The sequence below is a fragment of the Spirillospora sp. NPDC047279 genome (assembly GCF_040643285.1).
Taxonomy (GTDB): Bacteria; Actinomycetota; Actinomycetes; order Streptosporangiales; family Streptosporangiaceae; genus Spirillospora.
Genome location: NZ_JBEYUA010000005.1, coordinates 407689 through 424557, shown reverse-complemented (window position 1 = coordinate 424557; position 16869 = coordinate 407689). Strand labels below are relative to the sequence as shown.

Here is a 16869-nt window from a genome sequence, read left to right as displayed (position 1 = left end):
TCCGGATATCACCCCGCCGGGGTGCGCCAGCGGGTGAGGACGGCGTCGACGGCGGGGCGGATGGCGGCGCGGGCGTCGCGGCGGGGCTCGCCGTTCATGAGCCGGGCGTCGTAGTCGGTGTCCAGGTGGCGGACGGACGCGATGACGGCGAGCGTGACGGCCTCCTCGCCGAGGGCTCGGCCCGCCGCCGTCCGGCCGACGCGCCCGCTGCCGCGGACGGCGGCGTGCCCGGCGATAGCGTCGGCGCGGCCGGGCGGGCAGCCGGGGAACAGCCGCACGATCTCGGCGGCCATCCGGCGCTGGAACGTCTCGTCCAGGTGTTCGCGCCGTTCCCGGTCGCGGTCGCGGCGGCGGGCGCGTGACTCCTCGTCGGCCAGGCACTGCTCCTCGGCACGTTCGAGGGCGGTCTCCTCGACGAGGATGCCGCGGCGTTCGTACCGCTTGCGCCGCCGGTTGAGCTGCATCACGACCGCCGACAGCCCGCTCTCCTTCTTGGCGCGACGGCTCAGCGCGGCGTCGCCCGACGGCAGGAAGACCAGGTGGTCCATGTCGGCGCAGGTGAGGCAGTGCGGCGTGTCGTCCTCGATGACGTGCAGCTCCCCGGTGCCGTGACAGGCGGCGCACGTCCAGGCCTGGAGGGGGAGGACCGCCACCAGGTCCGGGGCCTTGGTGTTCCTGGCCGCGAGGCGGGCGCGCCGGGCGGGGGAGAGATCGGGCGAGATCCAGTGCGTGCGGTACGCACGTTCGGTGGTCTCGTCGCCGGACGCGGTGAAGCGGAGCGGGCGGCGGTCGCGGGCGGCGGAGATGTAGGCCGCCTCGTCCGGCTCCAGGCCCCGGCGTTCCGCCCAGGAGCGGAGCGCGGCGAGGACCGTGGCGATCTTGTCGGGGCGGACGGTGAGGGCGGCCTCCAGATGGGCGATCCTGCCCTGGCGCCACTCGTCCACGCGGGACGTCCGGATCCAGCGGATCTCGACGAAGACGTCGATCGCCGACACCGATCCCGACCGTCCGAGCACGGCCTCCGCCGCCTCCGTCACCCGGCGCGCCAGCCGCGACTCATGGACCTCGCTCACGTCCGCTCACGCTAGCGGCCCGGGGCGGGGCGAGGCGGCGATGTCACGGAGCGTAATTTTGATCTCATGGGGAGTGATCGGGGGGAATCGCGCTGCTGGGCCGGCCCGGGCGCCTTACGGGTGACCGGGGTACGGCTCGTGGGCGCGCACCGGGTGTGGGCCGACTTCGCGGGCATACCGGCGGGGGTGGAGAGCGCCTTCGTGGTGACCGACGAGAACGGCCTGGTGGGCCGGGGCTACTACACGTCCGTGCGGGAGCTCGGCGAGGTGGTCGATCTGGCCGCCCTGACCCCGTGCTGACGTCCGTGCCGGCCCCGGGGCGCGGTGAACGATCGGATCCGGGCTTGCGGGATGACGAAGATCCGTGTAAACGTTTACACTGATGCTGATGTAAACGATTACATCAGGCTCTCGGGAGTCAGGTCTCCGGGAGTTCGGAGTTCGGGAGGTGGCCATGGCGAGCGTCAAGGACGTCGCCCGGCTGGCGGGCGTATCGGTCGCCACCGTCTCCCGGGTGCTCAACGACAGCGCGCCGGTGACGGCCGGGACCCGGGAGCGCGTGCTGGCGGCGGTCGCCGAGCTCGCCTACCGGCCCAACGCGGTCGCACGCTCGCTGCGCACCGACGCCACCCGGACCATCGGGCTGATCATCGGCGACATCCTCAACCCGTTCTTCACCGAGCTGGCGCGGGCCGTCGAGGACGAGGCCCGCGTCACGGGCTACTCGGTGGTGATCGGCAACGCCGACGAACGTCCCGAACGCCAGGACCACTACGTGCGGACCCTGCTGGAGCAGCGGGTCGACGGCCTGCTGCTGTGCCCGACCGCCGAGATCACCCCGCTGGTGCGGGACGCGGTGGCCGACGGGACCCCGCTGGTGTTCCTCGACCGGACGCTGCCCGGCCTGGACGTGCCCACCGTGCGCGCGGACGGGACGGCGGCCATCGGCGAGCTGATCGCCCATCTGACCCGGCTCGGGCACCGGCGGATCGCGTTCATCTCCGGGCCCGCGCTGCTGTCGACCGGGCGCGACCGCACCGCCGCCTTCGTCGCCGCCATGGCCGGCCACGGGCTCCCCGTCCGGGACGAGTACCTGGAGGCGGGCGACTTCCAGGCCGCCAGCGGGCGGGCGAGCGCGGCGCGCCTGCTCGCCCTGCCCGAGCCGCCGGAGGTCATCTTCGCCGGCGACAACCTGATGGCGCTCGGCGCGCTCGACGAGATCCGGGCGCGGGGGCTCCGGATCCCGGCCGACGTCGCGCTGGCCTCCTACGACGACCTGCCGTGGTTCACCCACGTCGACCCGCCGATCACCGCCATCGACCAGCCCGTCCAGGAGCTGGGGCGGCTCGCGGTGCGCGGGCTCGCCGAGCGCATCGGCGGGCGCCCGGCGGACCCGGTCGTGCTGGCGGCCCGGCTGGTGGTGCGCCGGTCATGCGGAGAGAACGACTCGATGGAAGGGAGCGCCCGACGATGACGGAGCCCCACGAGATCCTGCGGGTGCACGACCTGCGGAAGACCTTCCCCGGCGTGGTCGCCCTGGACGGGGTCGACTTCGACCTGCGTCCCGGCGAGGTCCACGTCCTGCTGGGGGAGAACGGCGCGGGCAAGAGCACCCTCATCAAGGCGCTGTCGGGCGCGCACCGGCCCGACGCGGGCCGCATCGTGGCCGACGGCGCCGAGACCGAGATCCGCTCCCCCGAGGACGCGCAGCGGCTCGGCATCGCGACCATCTACCAGGAGTTCAACCTGGTACCGGAGCTGACGGTCGCCGAGAACCTCTTCCTCGGCCGCCCGCCGCGCCGGTTCGGGCTGGTCGACAAGCGCGCCATGGCCGAGAACGCCCGCCCGCTCCTCGACCGGGTGGGCGTGGCCGCCGACCCGCGGCAGCGCATGGGCGACCTCGGCATCGCCCGCGCCCAGATGATCGAGATCGCCAAGGCGCTCGGCCAGGACGCGCGGGTGCTGATCATGGACGAGCCCACCGCGGTGCTGACGACAGGCGAGGTCGACACCCTCTTCACGATCGTCCGCCAGCTGCGCGACCAGGGCGTGGCGATCGTCTTCATCACCCACCACCTGGAGGAGATCCCGCGGATCGGCGACCGGGTGACGGTGCTCCGGGACGGCCGGTCGGTCGCCGAGGTGCCCGCGGACACCCCGCACGACGAGCTCGTCCGGCTGATGGTCGGGCGGCCGATCGAAGCGCAGTACCCGCGGGAACGGTCCGATTCCGGCGACCCCCTCCTGAAGGTGCGCGGCCTCGGCCGCGACGGCGCGTTCACGGACGTCTCGTTCGAGGTCCGCGCGGGCGAGGTGGTCGGGCTCGCCGGCCTCGTCGGCGCCGGCCGTACCGAGGTGGCGCGGGCGATCTTCGGCGCGGACCGCTACGACACCGGCGAGGTGCTCGTCGGCGGCAGGCGGCTGCGCGGCGGCGACGTGCACGCCGCGCTGGAGGCCGGCGTGGGGCTGGTGCCCGAGGACCGCAAGGGCCAGGGCCTGGTGCTCGGCGCCGACGTTCAGGAGAACCTCGGCCTGGTGACGCTCGGCCGGTCCAGCCGCGGCGGGTTCGTCGACCGCGCCGGGCAGCACCGCGCCGCCGCCGACATCGCCGGGAAGCTCAACGTCCGGATGAGCGGGCTGCGCCAGGAGGTGCGCACGCTGTCCGGCGGCAACCAGCAGAAGATCGTGATCGGCAAGTGGCTGCTCGCCGACGCCAGGGTGCTCATCCTCGACGAGCCGACCCGCGGCATCGACGTCGGCGCCAAGGTCGAGATCTACCGGCTCATCAACGACCTCACCGCCTCCGGCCACGCGGTGCTCATGATCTCCAGCGACCTCCCCGAGGTCCTCGGCATGAGCGACCGGGTCCTGGTCATGGCCCGCGGCCGCCTGGCCGGCGAGCTGAGCGCAGGCGAGGCGACCCAGGACTCGGTGATGGCACTGGCCGTCGCCGATCTGACCAACGGCCATGCGGCGGGCGACGGCGCCGCGGGCGGTGGCCCGAGCTTGAAGAAGAACGACGGGACCGAGGACGGCGCCGGGGACGGCGCCGGCGGCACGACTGGGGTGGAGGGGTCCGATGCCCACTGACACGCTGCGCGAGCAGTCTCCGAAGCAGGACGGCGGTGGCGCCGGGCGCACGGCGGCCCGGCTGCTCGGCGAGAACGGCGCGCTGGCGGGCCTGGTCATCCTGGTGGTGGCGCTGGCGCTGCTGTCGGGCGACTTCCTGACCGTCGACAACCTCCTGAACGTCGGGGTGCAGGCGGCCGTGGTCGCCATCCTGGCGTTCGGGGTCACGTTCGTCATCGTCACCGGCGGCATCGACCTGTCGGTCGGCGCGGTCGCCGCGCTGTCCGCGGTCGTGCTCGCCTGGACGGCGACCGACCACGGCGTGCCCTGGCCGATCGCGCTCGTCCTCGCGATCGCGGTCGGCGTGGCCGCCGGGCTGGTCAACGGCGTGCTCATCACCTACGGCAAGCTGCCGCCGTTCATCGCGACCCTCGCGATGCTCGGCATCGCGCGCGGCCTCGCCCTGGTGATCTCCGAGGGCAGCCCCATCGCGCTGCCCGACGCGGTCACCCGCCTGGGCGACACGATCGGCTCCTACCTGCCCGTCCCCGTCATCGTCATGGCCGTGATGGGCCTGCTGACCGCGCTCATCCTGGCCCGCACCTACCCGGGCCGCGCGATGTACGCGATCGGCGGGAACGAGGAGGCGGCGCGGCTGTCGGGCATCAAGGTCTCCCGGCAGAAGCTCCTCACCTACGCGCTGTCCGGCGCGTTCGCCGCCGTCGCGGGCATCGTGCTCGCCGCCCGGCTCTCCTCGGCGCAGCCGCAGGCCGCGTCCGGGTACGAGCTGGACGCGATCGCGGCCGTCGTCATCGGCGGCGCCAGCCTGTCGGGCGGCAAGGGCAAGGCGTTCGGCACGCTCGTCGGCGCGCTGATCCTCGCCGTGCTGCGCAACGGGCTCAACCTCCTGTCGGTGAACGCGTTCTGGCAGCAGGTGGTCATCGGCGTGGTCATCGCCCTGGCCGTGCTGCTCGACACGCTCCGCCGCCGCGGCACCTCGTTCAGCCCGCGCACGCTCTACACCGGAGGCGGCGTGGTGATCGCCGCCATCGCGGCGCTGGCGATCGCGGTGTCGGTGAACAACACCGGCGGCGACGGCCCCAAGGTCGGCCTGTCGGTGTCGACGCTCAACAACCCGTTCTTCGTGCAGCTGCGCCAGGGCGCCGAGGCCGAGGCCGACCGCCTGGGCGTGGACCTGACCGTGGGCGACGCGCAGAACGACGCGTCGCAGCAGGCCAACCAGCTGCAGAACTTCACCACGCAGGGCATGAAGGCGATCATCGTCAACCCGGTCGACTCCGCCGCCGCCTCACCCGCCGTGCGGGCGGCCAACAAGGCCGGCATCCCGGTGATCGCGGCCGACCGCGGCGTCGACGACGCCACGATCGCGCAGCTCGTCGCGTCCAACAACGTGGCCGGCGGTCGCGACGCGGCCAGGACCCTCGCCGAGGCCATGGGCGGCAAGGGCGAGATCGCCTGGATCCAGGGGCAGGCGGGCACCTCCGCCTCCCGCGAGCGCGGCCAGGGCTTCGCCGAAGGGCTGAAGGCCTACCCGGACATCAAGGTCGTGGCCAAGCAGCCCGCCGACTTCGACCGCACCAAGGGCCTGGACGTCATGACCAACCTCATGCAGTCCAACCCCGGCATCACCGGCGTCTTCGCCGAGAACGACGAGATGGCGCTGGGCGCGGTCAAGGCCCTCGGCGGCAGGTCGGGCGCCCAGGTCAAGGTGGTGGGCTTCGACGGCACGCCCGACGGCATCAAGGCGGTCCAGGAGGGCACGATGACCGCGTCGATCGCGCAGCAGCCGCGGCTGCTCGGCCGGATCGCGGTGCAGAGCGCCGTCAAGGCGGCGAACGGTGAAAAGATCGGTGCGACGTACGCCGTGCCGGTGAAGGTCGCGACCAAGGCGAACGCGTCCGAGTTCACCTCCTGACCGTTCGCCTTCCGGCCGTTCGCCTCCCATTGATACGCCTCCCATCGATACGCCTCCTCTGAAGGAGAGACAGGTGACACACGAAGTCGTCGTCGTGGGGTCGGTCAACGCCGACCTGGTGGTCTCCGTCGACCGGCGCCCGGACCCGGGCGAGACGGTGCTGGGCTCGGACCTGGCCACCTATCCGGGCGGCAAGGGCGCCAACCAGGCCGTCGCCGCGGCCCGCCTCGGCGCCCGGACCGCGATCGTCGCCCGCATCGGCGACGACGCCCACGGCGGGCTTCTCCGTGACGCCCTCTCCTCGGCCGGAGTGGACCTCGCCGGGCTCCTCGTCACCGAGGGGCCCAGCGGGGTCGCGCTCATCACGGTCGGCCCCGACGGCGACAACAGCATCATCGTGTCGCCCGGCGCCAACGCCCGCCTGCTGCCCGCCGACCTCGACCCCGGCCTGCTCTCCGCCGCCGTGGTGTCGTTCCAGCTGGAGATCCCCATCCCCACGGTGGTGGCCGCCGCGAAGCAGGCCTCCGACACTGGTGCCCGGGTCGTCCTCAACCTCTCGCCGGCCACGGCCGTCCCCGACGAGCTTCTCGCCCTCTGCGACCCCCTCGTCGTGAACGAGCACGAGGCCGCGTTCCTCCTGGACGCCGAGGACGACGCCGCCGCGATGGCCGCCGCCCTCCTGGAACGTGGTCCGCGATCGGTCGTCATCACCCTCGGCGCCGACGGAGCCCTGACCGCCGACTCCGCGGGCGTCACCACCGTTCCGTCCCCCAAGGTCGAGGCCGTCGACACCACCGGCGCCGGCGACGCGTTCACCGCCGCCCTCTGCCTCCGCCTCGCTCGCGGCGACGCGCTCCCCGACGCGGCCCGCTACGCCACCCGGGTGGGCGCCGCCGCCGTTCGCCGCCCGGGCGCGCAGAGCTCCTACCCTTCGGCGGACGACGACCTCCCCGCCTGATTCGCCGCCTGATTCGCCGCCTGGTTCCCGCCTGATTTCCTCGGCCGCGTGCCTGGGTCTCGGGCCTGGTCTCGGGCCTGGTCTCGGGCCTGGTCTCGGGCAGGTCATGGGTTCAGGCCGCTCGATGCCATCCATCCATCTATGGCCGAGACTGGCTGACGCCCGATGTGACCGGGCACGGCCAGGGCTTGGTGCACGGCCACTTCAAACTTTTGGCAGCGACAAGAAGGAAGGTGCAGGGTTAGGGCTCTGCGTCTACTCTCCTGGGTCGGTGTGTCTCTGGGTTAATTATTAGGCGCTTCGCGCTTTGCGGCCTCGGTCGCCCCTTTGGCTCGTCCTTTTGTCCGGGTGTGAGTGGGTGCGGTCTTCTGTTCAAACTCGGCAGCGACAAGAAAGTGGGCGGGCGGCTGGGGTTTTGCTGCTTATGGTGCGGGGTTTGTTGGTCGCTCATGTTCGAACCTTCGGCCGCGCGAAGCGCGGGTTTGCCGCGACCTCGGGTGGCGGCTCACCTGCCGCCCTTTCACCTGGCCAGACCTCCGGAGTCCTGGGACCTCAGCCAGCGTGACAGCAACACTCAGGTGGGCGGAGGCTTGTGCGCGGTGGGTCAGTTCGGCTCCGCTCAGCCATCCACCACCGGCTTACACTCCGACTCATCCGTCCGCATTTGCGCTCGACGTAGGACGAACAAATACCTGTCACCGCTGATGAATTGATGGCCATATACGGTCACCGGGAAGCTTGTAATCGATCACACACGGCGAGTTAATGGCGGTAAAATGATGGCATGAGTTCACTCGTGGCGGACCTCGGCTCCGCTTCCACCGCTGAATTGGTGGAAGCGGCAGCCGCGATCGTCACCGAACTCGCCCGACGTCCCGCCCCCGACTCCGGGCCCGCCTGCATGGAACTGGCTGAAATGCTGGCAACCGCAACCGACCAGGCTGAGTACGCGCTCGCTGGAATGGTCGCGGTGGTGGACCGGACGGGTGTGGTGAAGGAGTGGGGATTGCCGTCCACGCAGGCGTGGCTGCGCTGCCATCTGGGCATGCGTGAAGGCCGCGCCAAGGAACGCATCACCCTGGCCCGGCAACTGCCCCGCTTGGAGCGGGTGAGCAAGGACATGGCGTCCGGTGACCTGTCACTCGGTTACGCCGCCACCGTCGCTGACGCGGTGCAGCGGTTGAACGACGAGGATTGTGTGACCGCCGAGAACATCCTGCTGAACGCCGCCACCGATGGGTTGTCGGCGGGCAAGGTCGCGAAGTTGGGCCGCACGATCCATGATCGGGTGAACGAGGCCGACGGCACCGAGAAGGCGCCCGAGGACGTCCAGCGCGGCTACGAACGCTCCTGGCTCACGGTGAGCCGGTCGCTGGACAACGGCGCCTATGTGAACGGGTGGCTGAACGCCGAAGACGCCCAGATCCTGGAGGGTGTCCTTGGTCCGTTGGCCAAGCCTGCCGGGACTGATGACCGGCGGGATCTGGGGGAGCGCACTGCCGCTGCCCTCACGAACGTGTTGTCGCGGGGGCACAAGTCCACGCGGGTGATGGTCATCGCCAACCTCGAAACCCTGATGGGCGACAACGCGCCCGGCTGGCTGCGCGACGGTACCCACATCTCCGCCGAACAGGTACGGCGGCTGGCGCTGACGGCGGGAGTGTCGCCGCTGCTGCTCGGCCCCAACAACGTGCCGCTCTACCTCGGCCACACCGTCCGCATCGCCACCCGAGGACAACGCCAAGTCCTGGAAACCCAATACGACACCTGCGCCGTCCGAGGCTGCGAAGTCCCCGGCTTCCTCTGCGAAGTCGACCACGTCGACGGATGGGCTCTCGGCAACAGCCCCACCGATGTCAACAAGCTCGCCCTGTGCTGCGGCTGGCATAACCGGTGGAAGCACACCCACCCGAAACAAATGCAGATCATCAAGAACGAGGCCGGGCGGTATGTCTATCGGACGTTGCCGCCGGACGGGATCGCCCGATCCAGACGGGGTAGGCACGGGAGGCCACCCGGCCAGGCCGAGAACCCCTGGCACGACCACCACCTCGTGGCCTGAATCCACCGACCAACCTGCCTACGGCCCGGCGGCCACTTGACCACCGGGCCTACAGGCACGCCCGCACCCAGCCCACCCACCAAAGCGGCAGTCGAACTGACAGGCACTCGCCCCAGGCTTCTCGGATTCAGGTGGGCCAGGGGTTCGAAGAGTTCGATCGGTATGACCGCCATGCCGAGGCGTTTCCTGAGATCTGGTTCCGGGGCGACCACCAAGGGGACTGCCGGTGCTGATCAGCGATCACGCGATGACGAGGGCCGCCGCGGCGATGAAGACCAACTGCAGAGCGGTGCGCGGGCCGATCCGGTCGCCCTGGGCCACGTTCCGCCGGGCGGCCGAGACGTTCGCCGGAAACATCGCGATCAGCAACGCGATGAGACATGCCGCGGCAAGGCGGGCGGTCGCCGGGATGAGAACACCGATGGCTCCGGCGAGTTCGAGGATTCCGGTGAGCGTGACGAGGAGGCCGGGGCGGGGGAGCGTCGGCGGGACCATGGCGATGAGCTCGGCGCGGAGTCTCGGATAGAAGTGTGCGAACGCGGTGAGCAGGAACATCACGGCCAACCCGACTCGCAGCGCCGGATGCCAGCCGTCCAGTGCGTCGACGCCGGCGAGTCCAGCCAGCCGGGCGGCACCGAAGCCGATCAGAAGGGCGAGGAGTGGTTCCACTGGGGCCTCCATCTGGAACGGAAGCAACTTTCCACTGGAAAGATATGGTGGGCCTGGAATGTTGTCAACGGTAAGATTCCGGCCCATGACCGATCGGCCCTATCACCACGGAGACCTGCGGCGGGTCGCGCTCGCGGCGACCGTCGAAGCCATCGAGCAGGGCGGGCCCGTCGCGCTCAGCCTGCGCGATGTGGCCCGTCGCGCAGGGGTTTCGCACACGGCGTTCAAGTACCACTTCGGCGCCAAGGCGGGCCTGCTCACCGCGCTGGCAGCCGAGGGCTACGACCTGCTGGCCGACGCCGTGACCGCCGAAGGTGGTGACCTCATCGAGGCCGGAGTGGCCTACGTGCGGTTCGCGGTCGGGCACCCGGCGCACTTCGAGGTGATGTTCCATCCCAACCTGTACAACGCGGACGACCCGCAGTTGCTCGCCGCACAGGAACGCGCGGGCCAGGCGCTCACAGCGGCACTCTCGACATCGGCCACCGAGAACACCGAGCTGGCCGCCTGGTCGATCGTCCACGGCTTCGCCAACCTGTGGCTGAGCGGAGCACTGCCGCCCGAACTCGGCGACGACGCCGGAAACGCCGCGCGACCGGTCATCCGGCTGCTGTCATTCATTCAATGATCTGGGGCTGCCGCTCCAGGCCAGACCGCTACCAGGCCGCCGATCGCGGCGCTCAGATGCCTGCCAATCTTCACTGGCCCGCCGCGCACAACACCGCGCGGGCCGTTGCCTCGTCCGGAGATCGGCCGGATCCCCGACGGCGGTGGCCGGCGCGCCACCGGCCGCCCCGGGAGCCGCACCCAGCGGCACCGCAACGCCCGGGTCGGCTACGACTACGTGCACGCCGCCGTCGACGACCACTCCCGGCCGGCCTACGCCGAGATCCACCCCGACGAGAAAGGCGCCACCGCGGCCGGTTTCCTGCGCCGCGCGGCCGGCTACTTCGCCGGCTACTTCGCCGACCACGGCATCACCCGCATCGAACGAGTGATGACCGACAACGCCTTCGCCCTACCGCCACAGCCGTGACTTCGCCGCCGCCCTGACCGGCCTGGGCGCCCGCCACGAACTCATCCGCCCGCACCGGCAAGTGTTCACCAGCAACAACGACCGCACACCGCACTCAGCCGCCAACCACCGACCGGCCGCCTGGCACCAACGTGACGGCCGAATACATCTAGGTGCGGAGGGAGTCGAGTAGGCGGGTCAGGGCGGCGGTGGTGTCGGGGAGGGCTTGGGGGGTGCTCGCCAGCCACAGGGCGGCCTCGTTCATGGCGCCGGACAGCAGGCGGGTCAGCGGGGCGGCGGGCTGCTTCGGGATGAGTTCCTTCTCGATCAGCTCCTCGACGGCCTCGGCCAGGTGGCGTGCGGAGTTGGCCTCGTCCATCGCGCGCCATTCGTTCCATCCCAGGACGGCGGGGCCGTCGATCAGCATGATGCGCTGGACGCCGGGGGCCGTGCTGGCGGTGAGGAACGCCTGGCAGCCGGCGGTGAACTGGTCCCAGGGGTCGTCGTGGGCCGCGGCGGCGGCCGCCACGTCGTCGCCGACCTCCCGTTGCACCTGTTCGAGTGCCGCGCGGAACAGGTCGGCCTTGCTCTCGAAGTGGTGGTAGAGCGCGCCCTTGGTGACACCCGCGGCGCGCACGATCTCCGACAGGCCCACCGCGCCGTACCCCTTGGTGGCGAAGAGGTCCCTGCTCGTGGCGACGAGGGTGCGCCGGGTGTGCTCGCGCTGCTCGGCTCTGGTGGTCATCTCGCTCCATTGACATACCGATGGTAGGTCAACTAGCGTACTCGACATACCATCGGTATGTGAAGGAGGTCGTCATGAAGCTGACCAGCTTCTATCCCGTCCTCGGCTCCACCCGTATCGAGGAGTCGCGCGACTTCTACACGCGGTTGTTCGGGTTCGAGGTGACGTTCGAGACGGACTGGTACGTCAGCCTGCGGCGTCCCGGCGACCCGCCGTACGAGCTCGCCCTGCTCGACCCGGGCCATCCGACGGTGCCCGAGGCCTACCGCAGGCCGGTGCGGGGGCTCCTGCTGAACTTCGAGGTCGAGGACGTCGACGCCGAGTGGGACCGGCTGGTGGTGGGGGAGGGGCTGACGCCCGAGCTGGAGATCCGGACCGAGGAGTTCGGCCAGCGGCACTTCATCGTCGCGGATCCCAACGGCGTGCTGATCGACATGATCAAGGAGATCCCGCCCGCCGGGAGTTACGCGGACGCGTTCGTCGGCGAGGCCGGCTCCTAGGAGAGGTACAGGGCGGCGAGCCTGGGCAGGCGGGCCTTCATCTCGGCGGTGTCGTCGAAGTCGAAGTTCCAGTCTCGTTCGAGGTCGCGGTATCTGATCGTGTAGGAGTCCGGCGGGAGGTCCTCGCCGGCCGCCTTTCTGTAGGCGTCCCAGGCGATGGCCAGGGTCGCCTCGCACTCGAGCTCCTCGGCGGCCTCCTGGACGACGGGAAGGTCCGCCAGCGAGTCGGGGTCGGCGACGGCGCGTTCGTGGACCTCCTGGCCCTGGGTGATCAGCCAGCCGCGGAAGTAGTCGAAGCCGTCGTCCGAGCATCCGCCGTTGATCAGGTAGGCGGCGGCCCAGAGCGGGTTGCGGTAGGAGTCGCTCAGGAGGTCCCACAGGGTCTGCTGAGCGGCGATGATCTCGGGGAGGGGCCTGGTGGTGAGGGTCCTGGTGACCGCTGCCGCCACCGCCTCGGCCCGTTCGTACTCGTGGTCGTACGCCGGGGTCTGCGCCCGCGCCTCGTCGATCAGTGCCCAGAAGGCCGTCGTGTCCATGGTGAACGATCGTGGCAGCCGGGGCTGACATCGCCGGAGGCGGTGGTCAGGCGACCGGGGTCCTGTCCTCGGCGGGAGGCTCGGCCGGGGTGCGGCGGCGGTAGGCGAGGTAGGCGGCGATCAGGGCGAGGACGGCGGCGCCCACGGCGGCGGCGATCAGCGGGGAACGGGCGGCGATCTCGAGCCAGCCCCAGACGAGCGCGTACCCGCCCAGCATGACCATGGACGTCCAGATGATCGAGCCGAGCACGGTGGCGGCCAGGTAGCGGGGGAGCGGCATGCGCGTGCCGCCCGCGGCGATGGGGATGGCGTGCCGGAGGCCCGCGACCCAGTGGGCGGCGAAGACGGCGAGCGCGCCGCGGCGGGCGACGATCTCCTCGACCCTGCGGAGGCGTTCCTCGCCGACGCGGCGGCCGAGGCGGGAGGTGTAGATCTTCGATCCGAGGCCCCGGCCGAGCCAGTAGTACGCCTGGCCGCGGACGAAGATGATCAGGATCGCGACGGCGAGCGCCGCCCACAGCGGCAGGCCAAAGAGGTCCTTGGGCATGGTGCGGGCGGCCTCGCTTCGTCCGATGGTGGTGCGTCCACGAGCTTAGGTGAACCTAACCTCGGGTGACCAGGCGGAAGAACGCGCGGATGTCGCCGACCAGTAGGTCCGGCGCCTCCATGGCGGCGAAGTGGCCGCCGCGGTCGAACTCCGACCAGCGCACCACCTCGTGCTCGCGTTCGGCGATGCGGCGGATGCCGGAGTCGGTGGGGAAGACCGCGACGCCGTGGGGGATCTTCGACGGCGGAACGGGACGTCCCCACTCGGCCGCGCCCTCCTTGTACAGGCGGGCGGACGAGGCCGCGGTGCCGGTCAGCCAGTAGATCGTGACGTCGGTGAGCATCTGGTCGAGATCGACCGCGTCCTCGGGCAGGTCGTGCGCGGGGTCGGTCCATTCCTTGAACTTCTCGGTGATCCAGGCGAGCTGGCCGGCGGGGGAGTCGTGCAGGCCGAACGCGAGCGTCTGCGGGCGGGTGGACTGGATCATCGCGTAGCCGGTGTGGTCACTGTCGTTGTAGACGCCGTAGCGCTCCAGCTCGGCCTCGGTGAGGCCCTCGGTCTCGTCCGGGGCGAACGTGGGGAAGCCGAGGCCGCCGTTGACGTGCACGCCGACGACGCGGTCCGGTGCGACGCGGCCCAGCTCGGGGGAGATGAGCGCGCCGGTGTCGCCGCCCTGCGCGCCGTACCGGTCATAGCCGAGGCGTTCCATCAGGGTCGCCCAGGCCCGGGCGATCCGGCGGAAGGTCCAGCCGGTGTCGCGGGTGGGCCCGGAGAAGCCGAAGCCGGGGAGGGACGGCGCCACGACGTGGAACGCGTCGGCCGGGTCGCCGCCGTGGGCCCGCGGGTCGGTCAGCGGGCCGATGACCTTCATGAACTCGGCGACCGAGCCCGGCCAGCCGTGCGTGATGATCAGCGGGAGGGCGTCCGGCTCGGGGGAGCGCACGTGCAGGAAGTGCACGTTCTGCCCGTCGATCTCGGTGGTGAACTGCGGATGCTCGTTCAGCGCGGCCTCGTGCGCGCGCCAGTCGTAGCCGTCGCGCCAGTACCCGGCCAGCTTCCGGACGTAGGCGACGGGGACGCCGTACGACCAGCCGACGCCGGGCAGCTCGTCCGGCCACCGCGTGCGGCTCAGGCGGTCGTGCAGGTCCTCCAGGTCCTGCTGGGGGACGTCGATGCGGAACGGGCGGATGTCGTTGTGGCTCATGTCCTCAACGTTAGGAAGGGGTTAGGACGGTTTCGGTCCTAGGTGTAGGGCAATCTTGAAGGCATGGTGGAGACCTCGGCGCGGCTGCTCAGGCTGCTCTCACTGCTCCAGACCCACCGCGACTGGTCGGGGACGGACCTGGCCGCGCGCTTGGGCGTCACGACCCGGACCGTCCGGCGCGACGTGGACCGGCTGCGCGAGCTGGGCTACCCGGTGCACGCGACGGCGGGGCGATCCGGCTACCGGCTCGGCGCCGGGACCGACCTGCCGCCGCTGCTGCTGGACGACGACGAGGCCGTCGCGGTCGCGGTCGGCCTGCGCACGGCGGCGGGCGGCACGGTCGAGGGCATCGAGGAGACGTCCGTGCGGGCGCTGGCCAAGCTCGAACGGGTCCTGCCGTCGCGGCTCCGGCACCGCGTGCACGCGCTGCAGTCGATGACCGTTCCCATGACGGGGGCGGAACGCGGCATCGACCCGGCCGTGCTCACCGCGATCGCCGCCGCGTGCCGCGACCACGAGGGCCTGCGGTTCGACTACCGCGCGCACGACGGCACCGAGTCCGTGCGAGCGGCCGAGCCGCACCGCCTCGTGCACTCCGGGCGCCGCTGGTACCTGGTCGGCTGGGACGTGGATCGCGGCGACTGGCGCACGTACCGCGTCGACAGGCTGCGGCTCCGGACGCCGAACGGGCCGCGCTTCGTGCCCCGGGACCCGCCGGACGAGGACGTCGCGGCCTACACCTCGCGCGCGATCTCCACGTCCCCGTACCGCTACCAGGGACGGTTCACCATGCACGCGCCGGCCGGGGAGGTCGCCGCCCTGCTGCCGCCCACGATGGGCACGGTCGAGCCGGTCGACGAACGCACCTGCACGCTGCGCTGCGGCGCCAACCTCCTGAACGAGCTGGCCGTCTGGGTCGCCCTCATGGACATCGCGTTCGACGTCCACGAACCGCCGGAGCTCGTCGACCGCATCCAGGCCCTGGCCGACCGGCTCGCCGAGGCGGCCACCCCCGCGGACGCCGAGCCGGGTTAGGGGCGGCCTCCGGTGCGGAGGGCGGTCAGCTCCGCCTCGACGTCGCGGACGTCGGTGCCCAGGTCGAAGGCGCTGAGCAGGTGCAGGTCGTCGGCGGTCTCGATCTCCAGGAGGCGGGTGTGGAGCAGGAGCCGCTGCCGCTCGTCCACCCGGATCGCGGTGACCTCCGGCCACGGGACGTGCCGGTGCCGCGCGTAACCGCTGATCACCGTCACGCCCTCGGCGTCGGCGCGCAGCCGGACGGGGGCCAGCAGGTCGCGCAGGGCGAGCGCGCCGGCGCCGATCGCGGCGACCCCGGCGAGGAACACCATCTGCCGGTCGTCGAGGGAGAGCAGCGCCAGCACGACGCACACCGCCGCCACGGCGCACTTCAACGCGGTCTGCGGCGGCGGCACCCGCCACCTGCGCTCCTCGGTCACGATCGCCACGCTATCCGAGCCTCGCGACCGGATGCGCGTGGCCGCCATGTTCAAGATCATGCATGTCAGGGGGGTGATGGGCGTTTCGGGCGGGCGCGCGGGCGTGTTCCGTCCCAGTTAAGGGCGGTCCGGCGACATTTATCGGGTGCACGGTTCGGTAGCGTCGTCCACATGCGACTGGGAGTGCTTGACGTCGGCTCGAACACGGTGCACCTGCTGGTGGTGGACGCCCACCAGGGGGCGCGGCCGCTGCCGGCGTTCTCGCACAAGGCCGAGCTGAGCCTGGCGGCCCTGCTGGACGGCGACCGGCTCTCGGCCGAGGGCGAGGAGCGGCTCGCCGGGTTCGTCGACGAGGCGTTGCAGATAGCCGAGGACAAGGGCGTGGAGACGCTCGTCGCGTTCGCCACCTCGGCGGTGCGCGACGCGGCCAACGGCGAGGAGGTGCTCGACCGCATCCGGGAACGTTCTCAGGTCGACATCAAGGTGCTGGCCGGGCCGGACGAGGCCAAGCTGACGTTCCTGGCCGTGCGCCGCTGGTTCGGCTGGTCGTCGGGGCGGCTGCTGGTGGTCGACATCGGCGGCGGCTCGCTGGAGATCGCGGCGGGCATCGACGAGGACCCGGACGTGGCGATCTCGCTGCCGCTGGGCGCCGGGCGGCTCACCCGCGACTGGTTCACCTCCGACCCGCCGTCCCCGGACGAGGTGCGCAAGCTGCGCCGGCACGTACGGGCCGAGATCGCGCGCCGGGTCGGCGAGGTGGTGCGGTACGGGACGCCCGACCACGCGGTGGCCACGTCCAAGACGTTCAAGCAGCTCGCCCGGATCGCCGGCGCCGCGCCGTCGTCCGAGGGGCCGTTCGTGCGCCGCACCCTCCAGAACGAGGCGCTGACCGAATGGACCGACAAGCTCGCCCGGATCAGCACCGAGGAGCGCGCCGGGATCCCCGGCGTCTCCGAACGCCGCGCGTCCCAGCTCGTGGCGGGCGCGATCGTCGCCGACGCCGCCATGGACCTCTTCGGCCTGACCCAGCTCGAGGTGTGCCCGTGGGCGCTGCGCGAGGGCGTCATCCTGCGCCGCCTCGACGTGATCACGAGCTGACGG

General features: G+C 71.4%; 17 protein-coding genes and 1 pseudogene. 11 read left to right on the top strand and 7 right to left on the bottom strand.

The window, feature by feature from the left end; translation table 11 throughout:
- Nucleotides 1–8: 8 nt before the first annotated feature.
- The gene (locus ABZ810_RS15515) at nucleotides 9–1073 is read right to left on the bottom strand and encodes a DUF2293 domain-containing protein (RefSeq protein WP_358403418.1); all 1065 of its coding nucleotides are present in this window, start codon (nucleotides 1071–1073) and stop codon (nucleotides 9–11) included.
- Between the two features lie 120 nt (nucleotides 1074–1193).
- On the opposite strand from ABZ810_RS15515, the gene ABZ810_RS15510 reads away from it, so the two are divergent.
- The 6 genes from ABZ810_RS15510 to ABZ810_RS15485 all read left to right on the top strand — a co-directional run bounded on the left by ABZ810_RS15510 (nucleotide 1194) and on the right by ABZ810_RS15485 (nucleotide 9098).
- The gene (locus tag ABZ810_RS15510) at nucleotides 1194–1373 is read left to right on the top strand and encodes a hypothetical protein (RefSeq protein ID WP_358403416.1); all 180 of its coding nucleotides are present in this window, start codon (nucleotides 1194–1196) and stop codon (nucleotides 1371–1373) included.
- Between the two features lie 154 nt (nucleotides 1374–1527).
- Nucleotides 1528–2547: a LacI family DNA-binding transcriptional regulator gene (locus tag ABZ810_RS15505; protein WP_358403414.1), complete on the top strand. Its 1020-nt coding sequence runs from the start codon at nucleotides 1528–1530 to the stop codon at nucleotides 2545–2547.
- Nucleotides 2544–4163, top strand: coding sequence for a sugar ABC transporter ATP-binding protein (locus tag ABZ810_RS15500; RefSeq protein WP_358403412.1), 1620 nt, complete (start codon nucleotides 2544–2546; stop codon nucleotides 4161–4163). Before ABZ810_RS15505 ends, ABZ810_RS15500 begins: the two co-directional genes overlap by 4 nt.
- Nucleotides 4153–6078 (top strand): substrate-binding domain-containing protein, encoded by a 1926-nt coding sequence (locus ABZ810_RS15495; RefSeq protein ID WP_358403410.1) that lies wholly within the window; start codon nucleotides 4153–4155, stop codon nucleotides 6076–6078. Before ABZ810_RS15500 ends, ABZ810_RS15495 begins: the two co-directional genes overlap by 11 nt.
- A gap of 73 nt (nucleotides 6079–6151) precedes the next feature.
- Nucleotides 6152–7036, top strand: coding sequence for a ribokinase (locus tag ABZ810_RS15490; protein ID WP_358403408.1), 885 nt, complete (start codon nucleotides 6152–6154; stop codon nucleotides 7034–7036).
- Nucleotides 7037–7820: 784 nt separating this feature from the next.
- Nucleotides 7821–9098 carry a DUF222 domain-containing protein gene (locus tag ABZ810_RS15485; RefSeq protein ID WP_358403407.1) on the top strand — a complete coding sequence of 426 codons (1278 nt, stop codon included), beginning with the start codon at nucleotides 7821–7823 and terminating at the stop codon, nucleotides 9096–9098.
- A gap of 240 nt (nucleotides 9099–9338) precedes the next feature.
- Here the strand turns inward: ABZ810_RS15485 and ABZ810_RS15480 are convergent, their stop codons facing one another.
- Nucleotides 9339–9767, bottom strand: a complete 429-nt coding sequence (locus ABZ810_RS15480) for a DoxX family membrane protein (RefSeq protein ID WP_358403406.1) — start codon at nucleotides 9765–9767, stop codon at nucleotides 9339–9341.
- Nucleotides 9768–9852: 85 nt separating this feature from the next.
- Between ABZ810_RS15480 and ABZ810_RS15475 the strand changes: the two genes are divergently transcribed.
- Together ABZ810_RS15475 and ABZ810_RS15470 are read left to right on the top strand one after the other, a co-directional pair.
- Nucleotides 9853–10395, top strand: a complete 543-nt coding sequence (locus tag ABZ810_RS15475; protein ID WP_358403404.1) for a TetR/AcrR family transcriptional regulator — start codon at nucleotides 9853–9855, stop codon at nucleotides 10393–10395.
- Between the two features lie 117 nt (nucleotides 10396–10512).
- Nucleotides 10513–10858, top strand: a pseudogene (locus ABZ810_RS15470) (DDE-type integrase/transposase/recombinase); the annotation flags it as partial.
- Between the two features lie 93 nt (nucleotides 10859–10951).
- Here ABZ810_RS15470 and ABZ810_RS15465 read toward each other — a convergent pair.
- Nucleotides 10952–11527, bottom strand: coding sequence for a TetR/AcrR family transcriptional regulator (locus tag ABZ810_RS15465; protein ID WP_358403403.1), 576 nt, complete (start codon nucleotides 11525–11527; stop codon nucleotides 10952–10954).
- A 74-nt stretch (nucleotides 11528–11601) separates the two neighbouring features.
- Here ABZ810_RS15465 and ABZ810_RS15460 point away from each other — a divergent pair, with 74 nt between their 5' ends.
- Nucleotides 11602–12027: a VOC family protein gene (locus tag ABZ810_RS15460; protein WP_358403652.1), complete on the top strand. Its 426-nt coding sequence runs from the start codon at nucleotides 11602–11604 to the stop codon at nucleotides 12025–12027.
- On the opposite strand, the gene ABZ810_RS15455 is transcribed toward ABZ810_RS15460, so the two are convergent.
- From ABZ810_RS15455 to ABZ810_RS15445, 3 genes are read right to left on the bottom strand one after another with little or no spacing between them, the layout of a single operon-like run.
- Nucleotides 12024–12563, bottom strand: coding sequence for a DUF4240 domain-containing protein (locus ABZ810_RS15455; RefSeq protein ID WP_358403401.1), 540 nt, complete (start codon nucleotides 12561–12563; stop codon nucleotides 12024–12026). The genes ABZ810_RS15460 and ABZ810_RS15455 overlap by 4 nt on opposite strands.
- A 46-nt stretch (nucleotides 12564–12609) precedes the next feature.
- Complete coding sequence (locus ABZ810_RS15450) at nucleotides 12610–13110, bottom strand: DedA family protein (protein WP_358403399.1); 501 nt, start codon at nucleotides 13108–13110, stop codon at nucleotides 12610–12612.
- 55 nt (nucleotides 13111–13165) lie between these two features.
- Nucleotides 13166–14314, bottom strand: a complete 1149-nt coding sequence (locus ABZ810_RS15445) for an epoxide hydrolase family protein (protein ID WP_358403397.1) — start codon at nucleotides 14312–14314, stop codon at nucleotides 13166–13168.
- Between the two features lie 63 nt (nucleotides 14315–14377).
- Between ABZ810_RS15445 and ABZ810_RS15440 the strand changes: the two genes are divergently transcribed.
- On the top strand, nucleotides 14378–15349 hold the full coding sequence (locus tag ABZ810_RS15440; RefSeq protein ID WP_358403396.1) for a WYL domain-containing protein: 972 nt from the start codon (nucleotides 14378–14380) through the stop codon (nucleotides 15347–15349).
- Here ABZ810_RS15440 and ABZ810_RS15435 read toward each other — a convergent pair.
- Nucleotides 15346–15768 (bottom strand): PH domain-containing protein, encoded by a 423-nt coding sequence (locus ABZ810_RS15435; RefSeq protein ID WP_358403395.1) that lies wholly within the window; start codon nucleotides 15766–15768, stop codon nucleotides 15346–15348. The genes ABZ810_RS15440 and ABZ810_RS15435 overlap by 4 nt on opposite strands.
- A gap of 171 nt (nucleotides 15769–15939) precedes the next feature.
- Between ABZ810_RS15435 and ABZ810_RS15430 the strand changes: the two genes are divergently transcribed.
- Nucleotides 15940–16866 (top strand): Ppx/GppA phosphatase family protein, encoded by a 927-nt coding sequence (locus tag ABZ810_RS15430; protein WP_358403394.1) that lies wholly within the window; start codon nucleotides 15940–15942, stop codon nucleotides 16864–16866.
- Nucleotides 16867–16869: the final 3 nt, after the last annotated feature.

What these genes read in the sequence shown, in the direction of transcription:
- ABZ810_RS15505 (WP_358403414.1), top strand. Translation starts at nt 1,528, where the DNA reads ATGGCGAGCGTCAAGGACGTCGCCCGGCTGGCGGGCGTATCGGTCGCC.
- ABZ810_RS15500 (WP_358403412.1), top strand. Translation starts at nt 2,544, where the DNA reads ATGACGGAGCCCCACGAGATCCTGCGGGTGCACGACCTGCGGAAGACC.
- ABZ810_RS15495 (WP_358403410.1), top strand. Translation starts at nt 4,153, where the DNA reads ATGCCCACTGACACGCTGCGCGAGCAGTCTCCGAAGCAGGACGGCGGT.
- ABZ810_RS15485 (WP_358403407.1), top strand. Translation starts at nt 7,821, where the DNA reads ATGAGTTCACTCGTGGCGGACCTCGGCTCCGCTTCCACCGCTGAATTG.
- ABZ810_RS15475 (WP_358403404.1), top strand. Translation starts at nt 9,853, where the DNA reads ATGACCGATCGGCCCTATCACCACGGAGACCTGCGGCGGGTCGCGCTC.
- ABZ810_RS15465 (WP_358403403.1), bottom strand. Translation starts at nt 11,527, where the DNA reads ATGACCACCAGAGCCGAGCAGCGCGAGCACACCCGGCGCACCCTCGTC.
- ABZ810_RS15460 (WP_358403652.1), top strand. Translation starts at nt 11,602, where the DNA reads ATGAAGCTGACCAGCTTCTATCCCGTCCTCGGCTCCACCCGTATCGAG.
- ABZ810_RS15455 (WP_358403401.1), bottom strand. Translation starts at nt 12,563, where the DNA reads ATGGACACGACGGCCTTCTGGGCACTGATCGACGAGGCGCGGGCGCAG.
- ABZ810_RS15450 (WP_358403399.1), bottom strand. Translation starts at nt 13,110, where the DNA reads ATGCCCAAGGACCTCTTTGGCCTGCCGCTGTGGGCGGCGCTCGCCGTC.
- ABZ810_RS15445 (WP_358403397.1), bottom strand. Translation starts at nt 14,314, where the DNA reads ATGAGCCACAACGACATCCGCCCGTTCCGCATCGACGTCCCCCAGCAG.
- ABZ810_RS15440 (WP_358403396.1), top strand. Translation starts at nt 14,378, where the DNA reads ATGGTGGAGACCTCGGCGCGGCTGCTCAGGCTGCTCTCACTGCTCCAG.
- ABZ810_RS15430 (WP_358403394.1), top strand. Translation starts at nt 15,940, where the DNA reads ATGCGACTGGGAGTGCTTGACGTCGGCTCGAACACGGTGCACCTGCTG.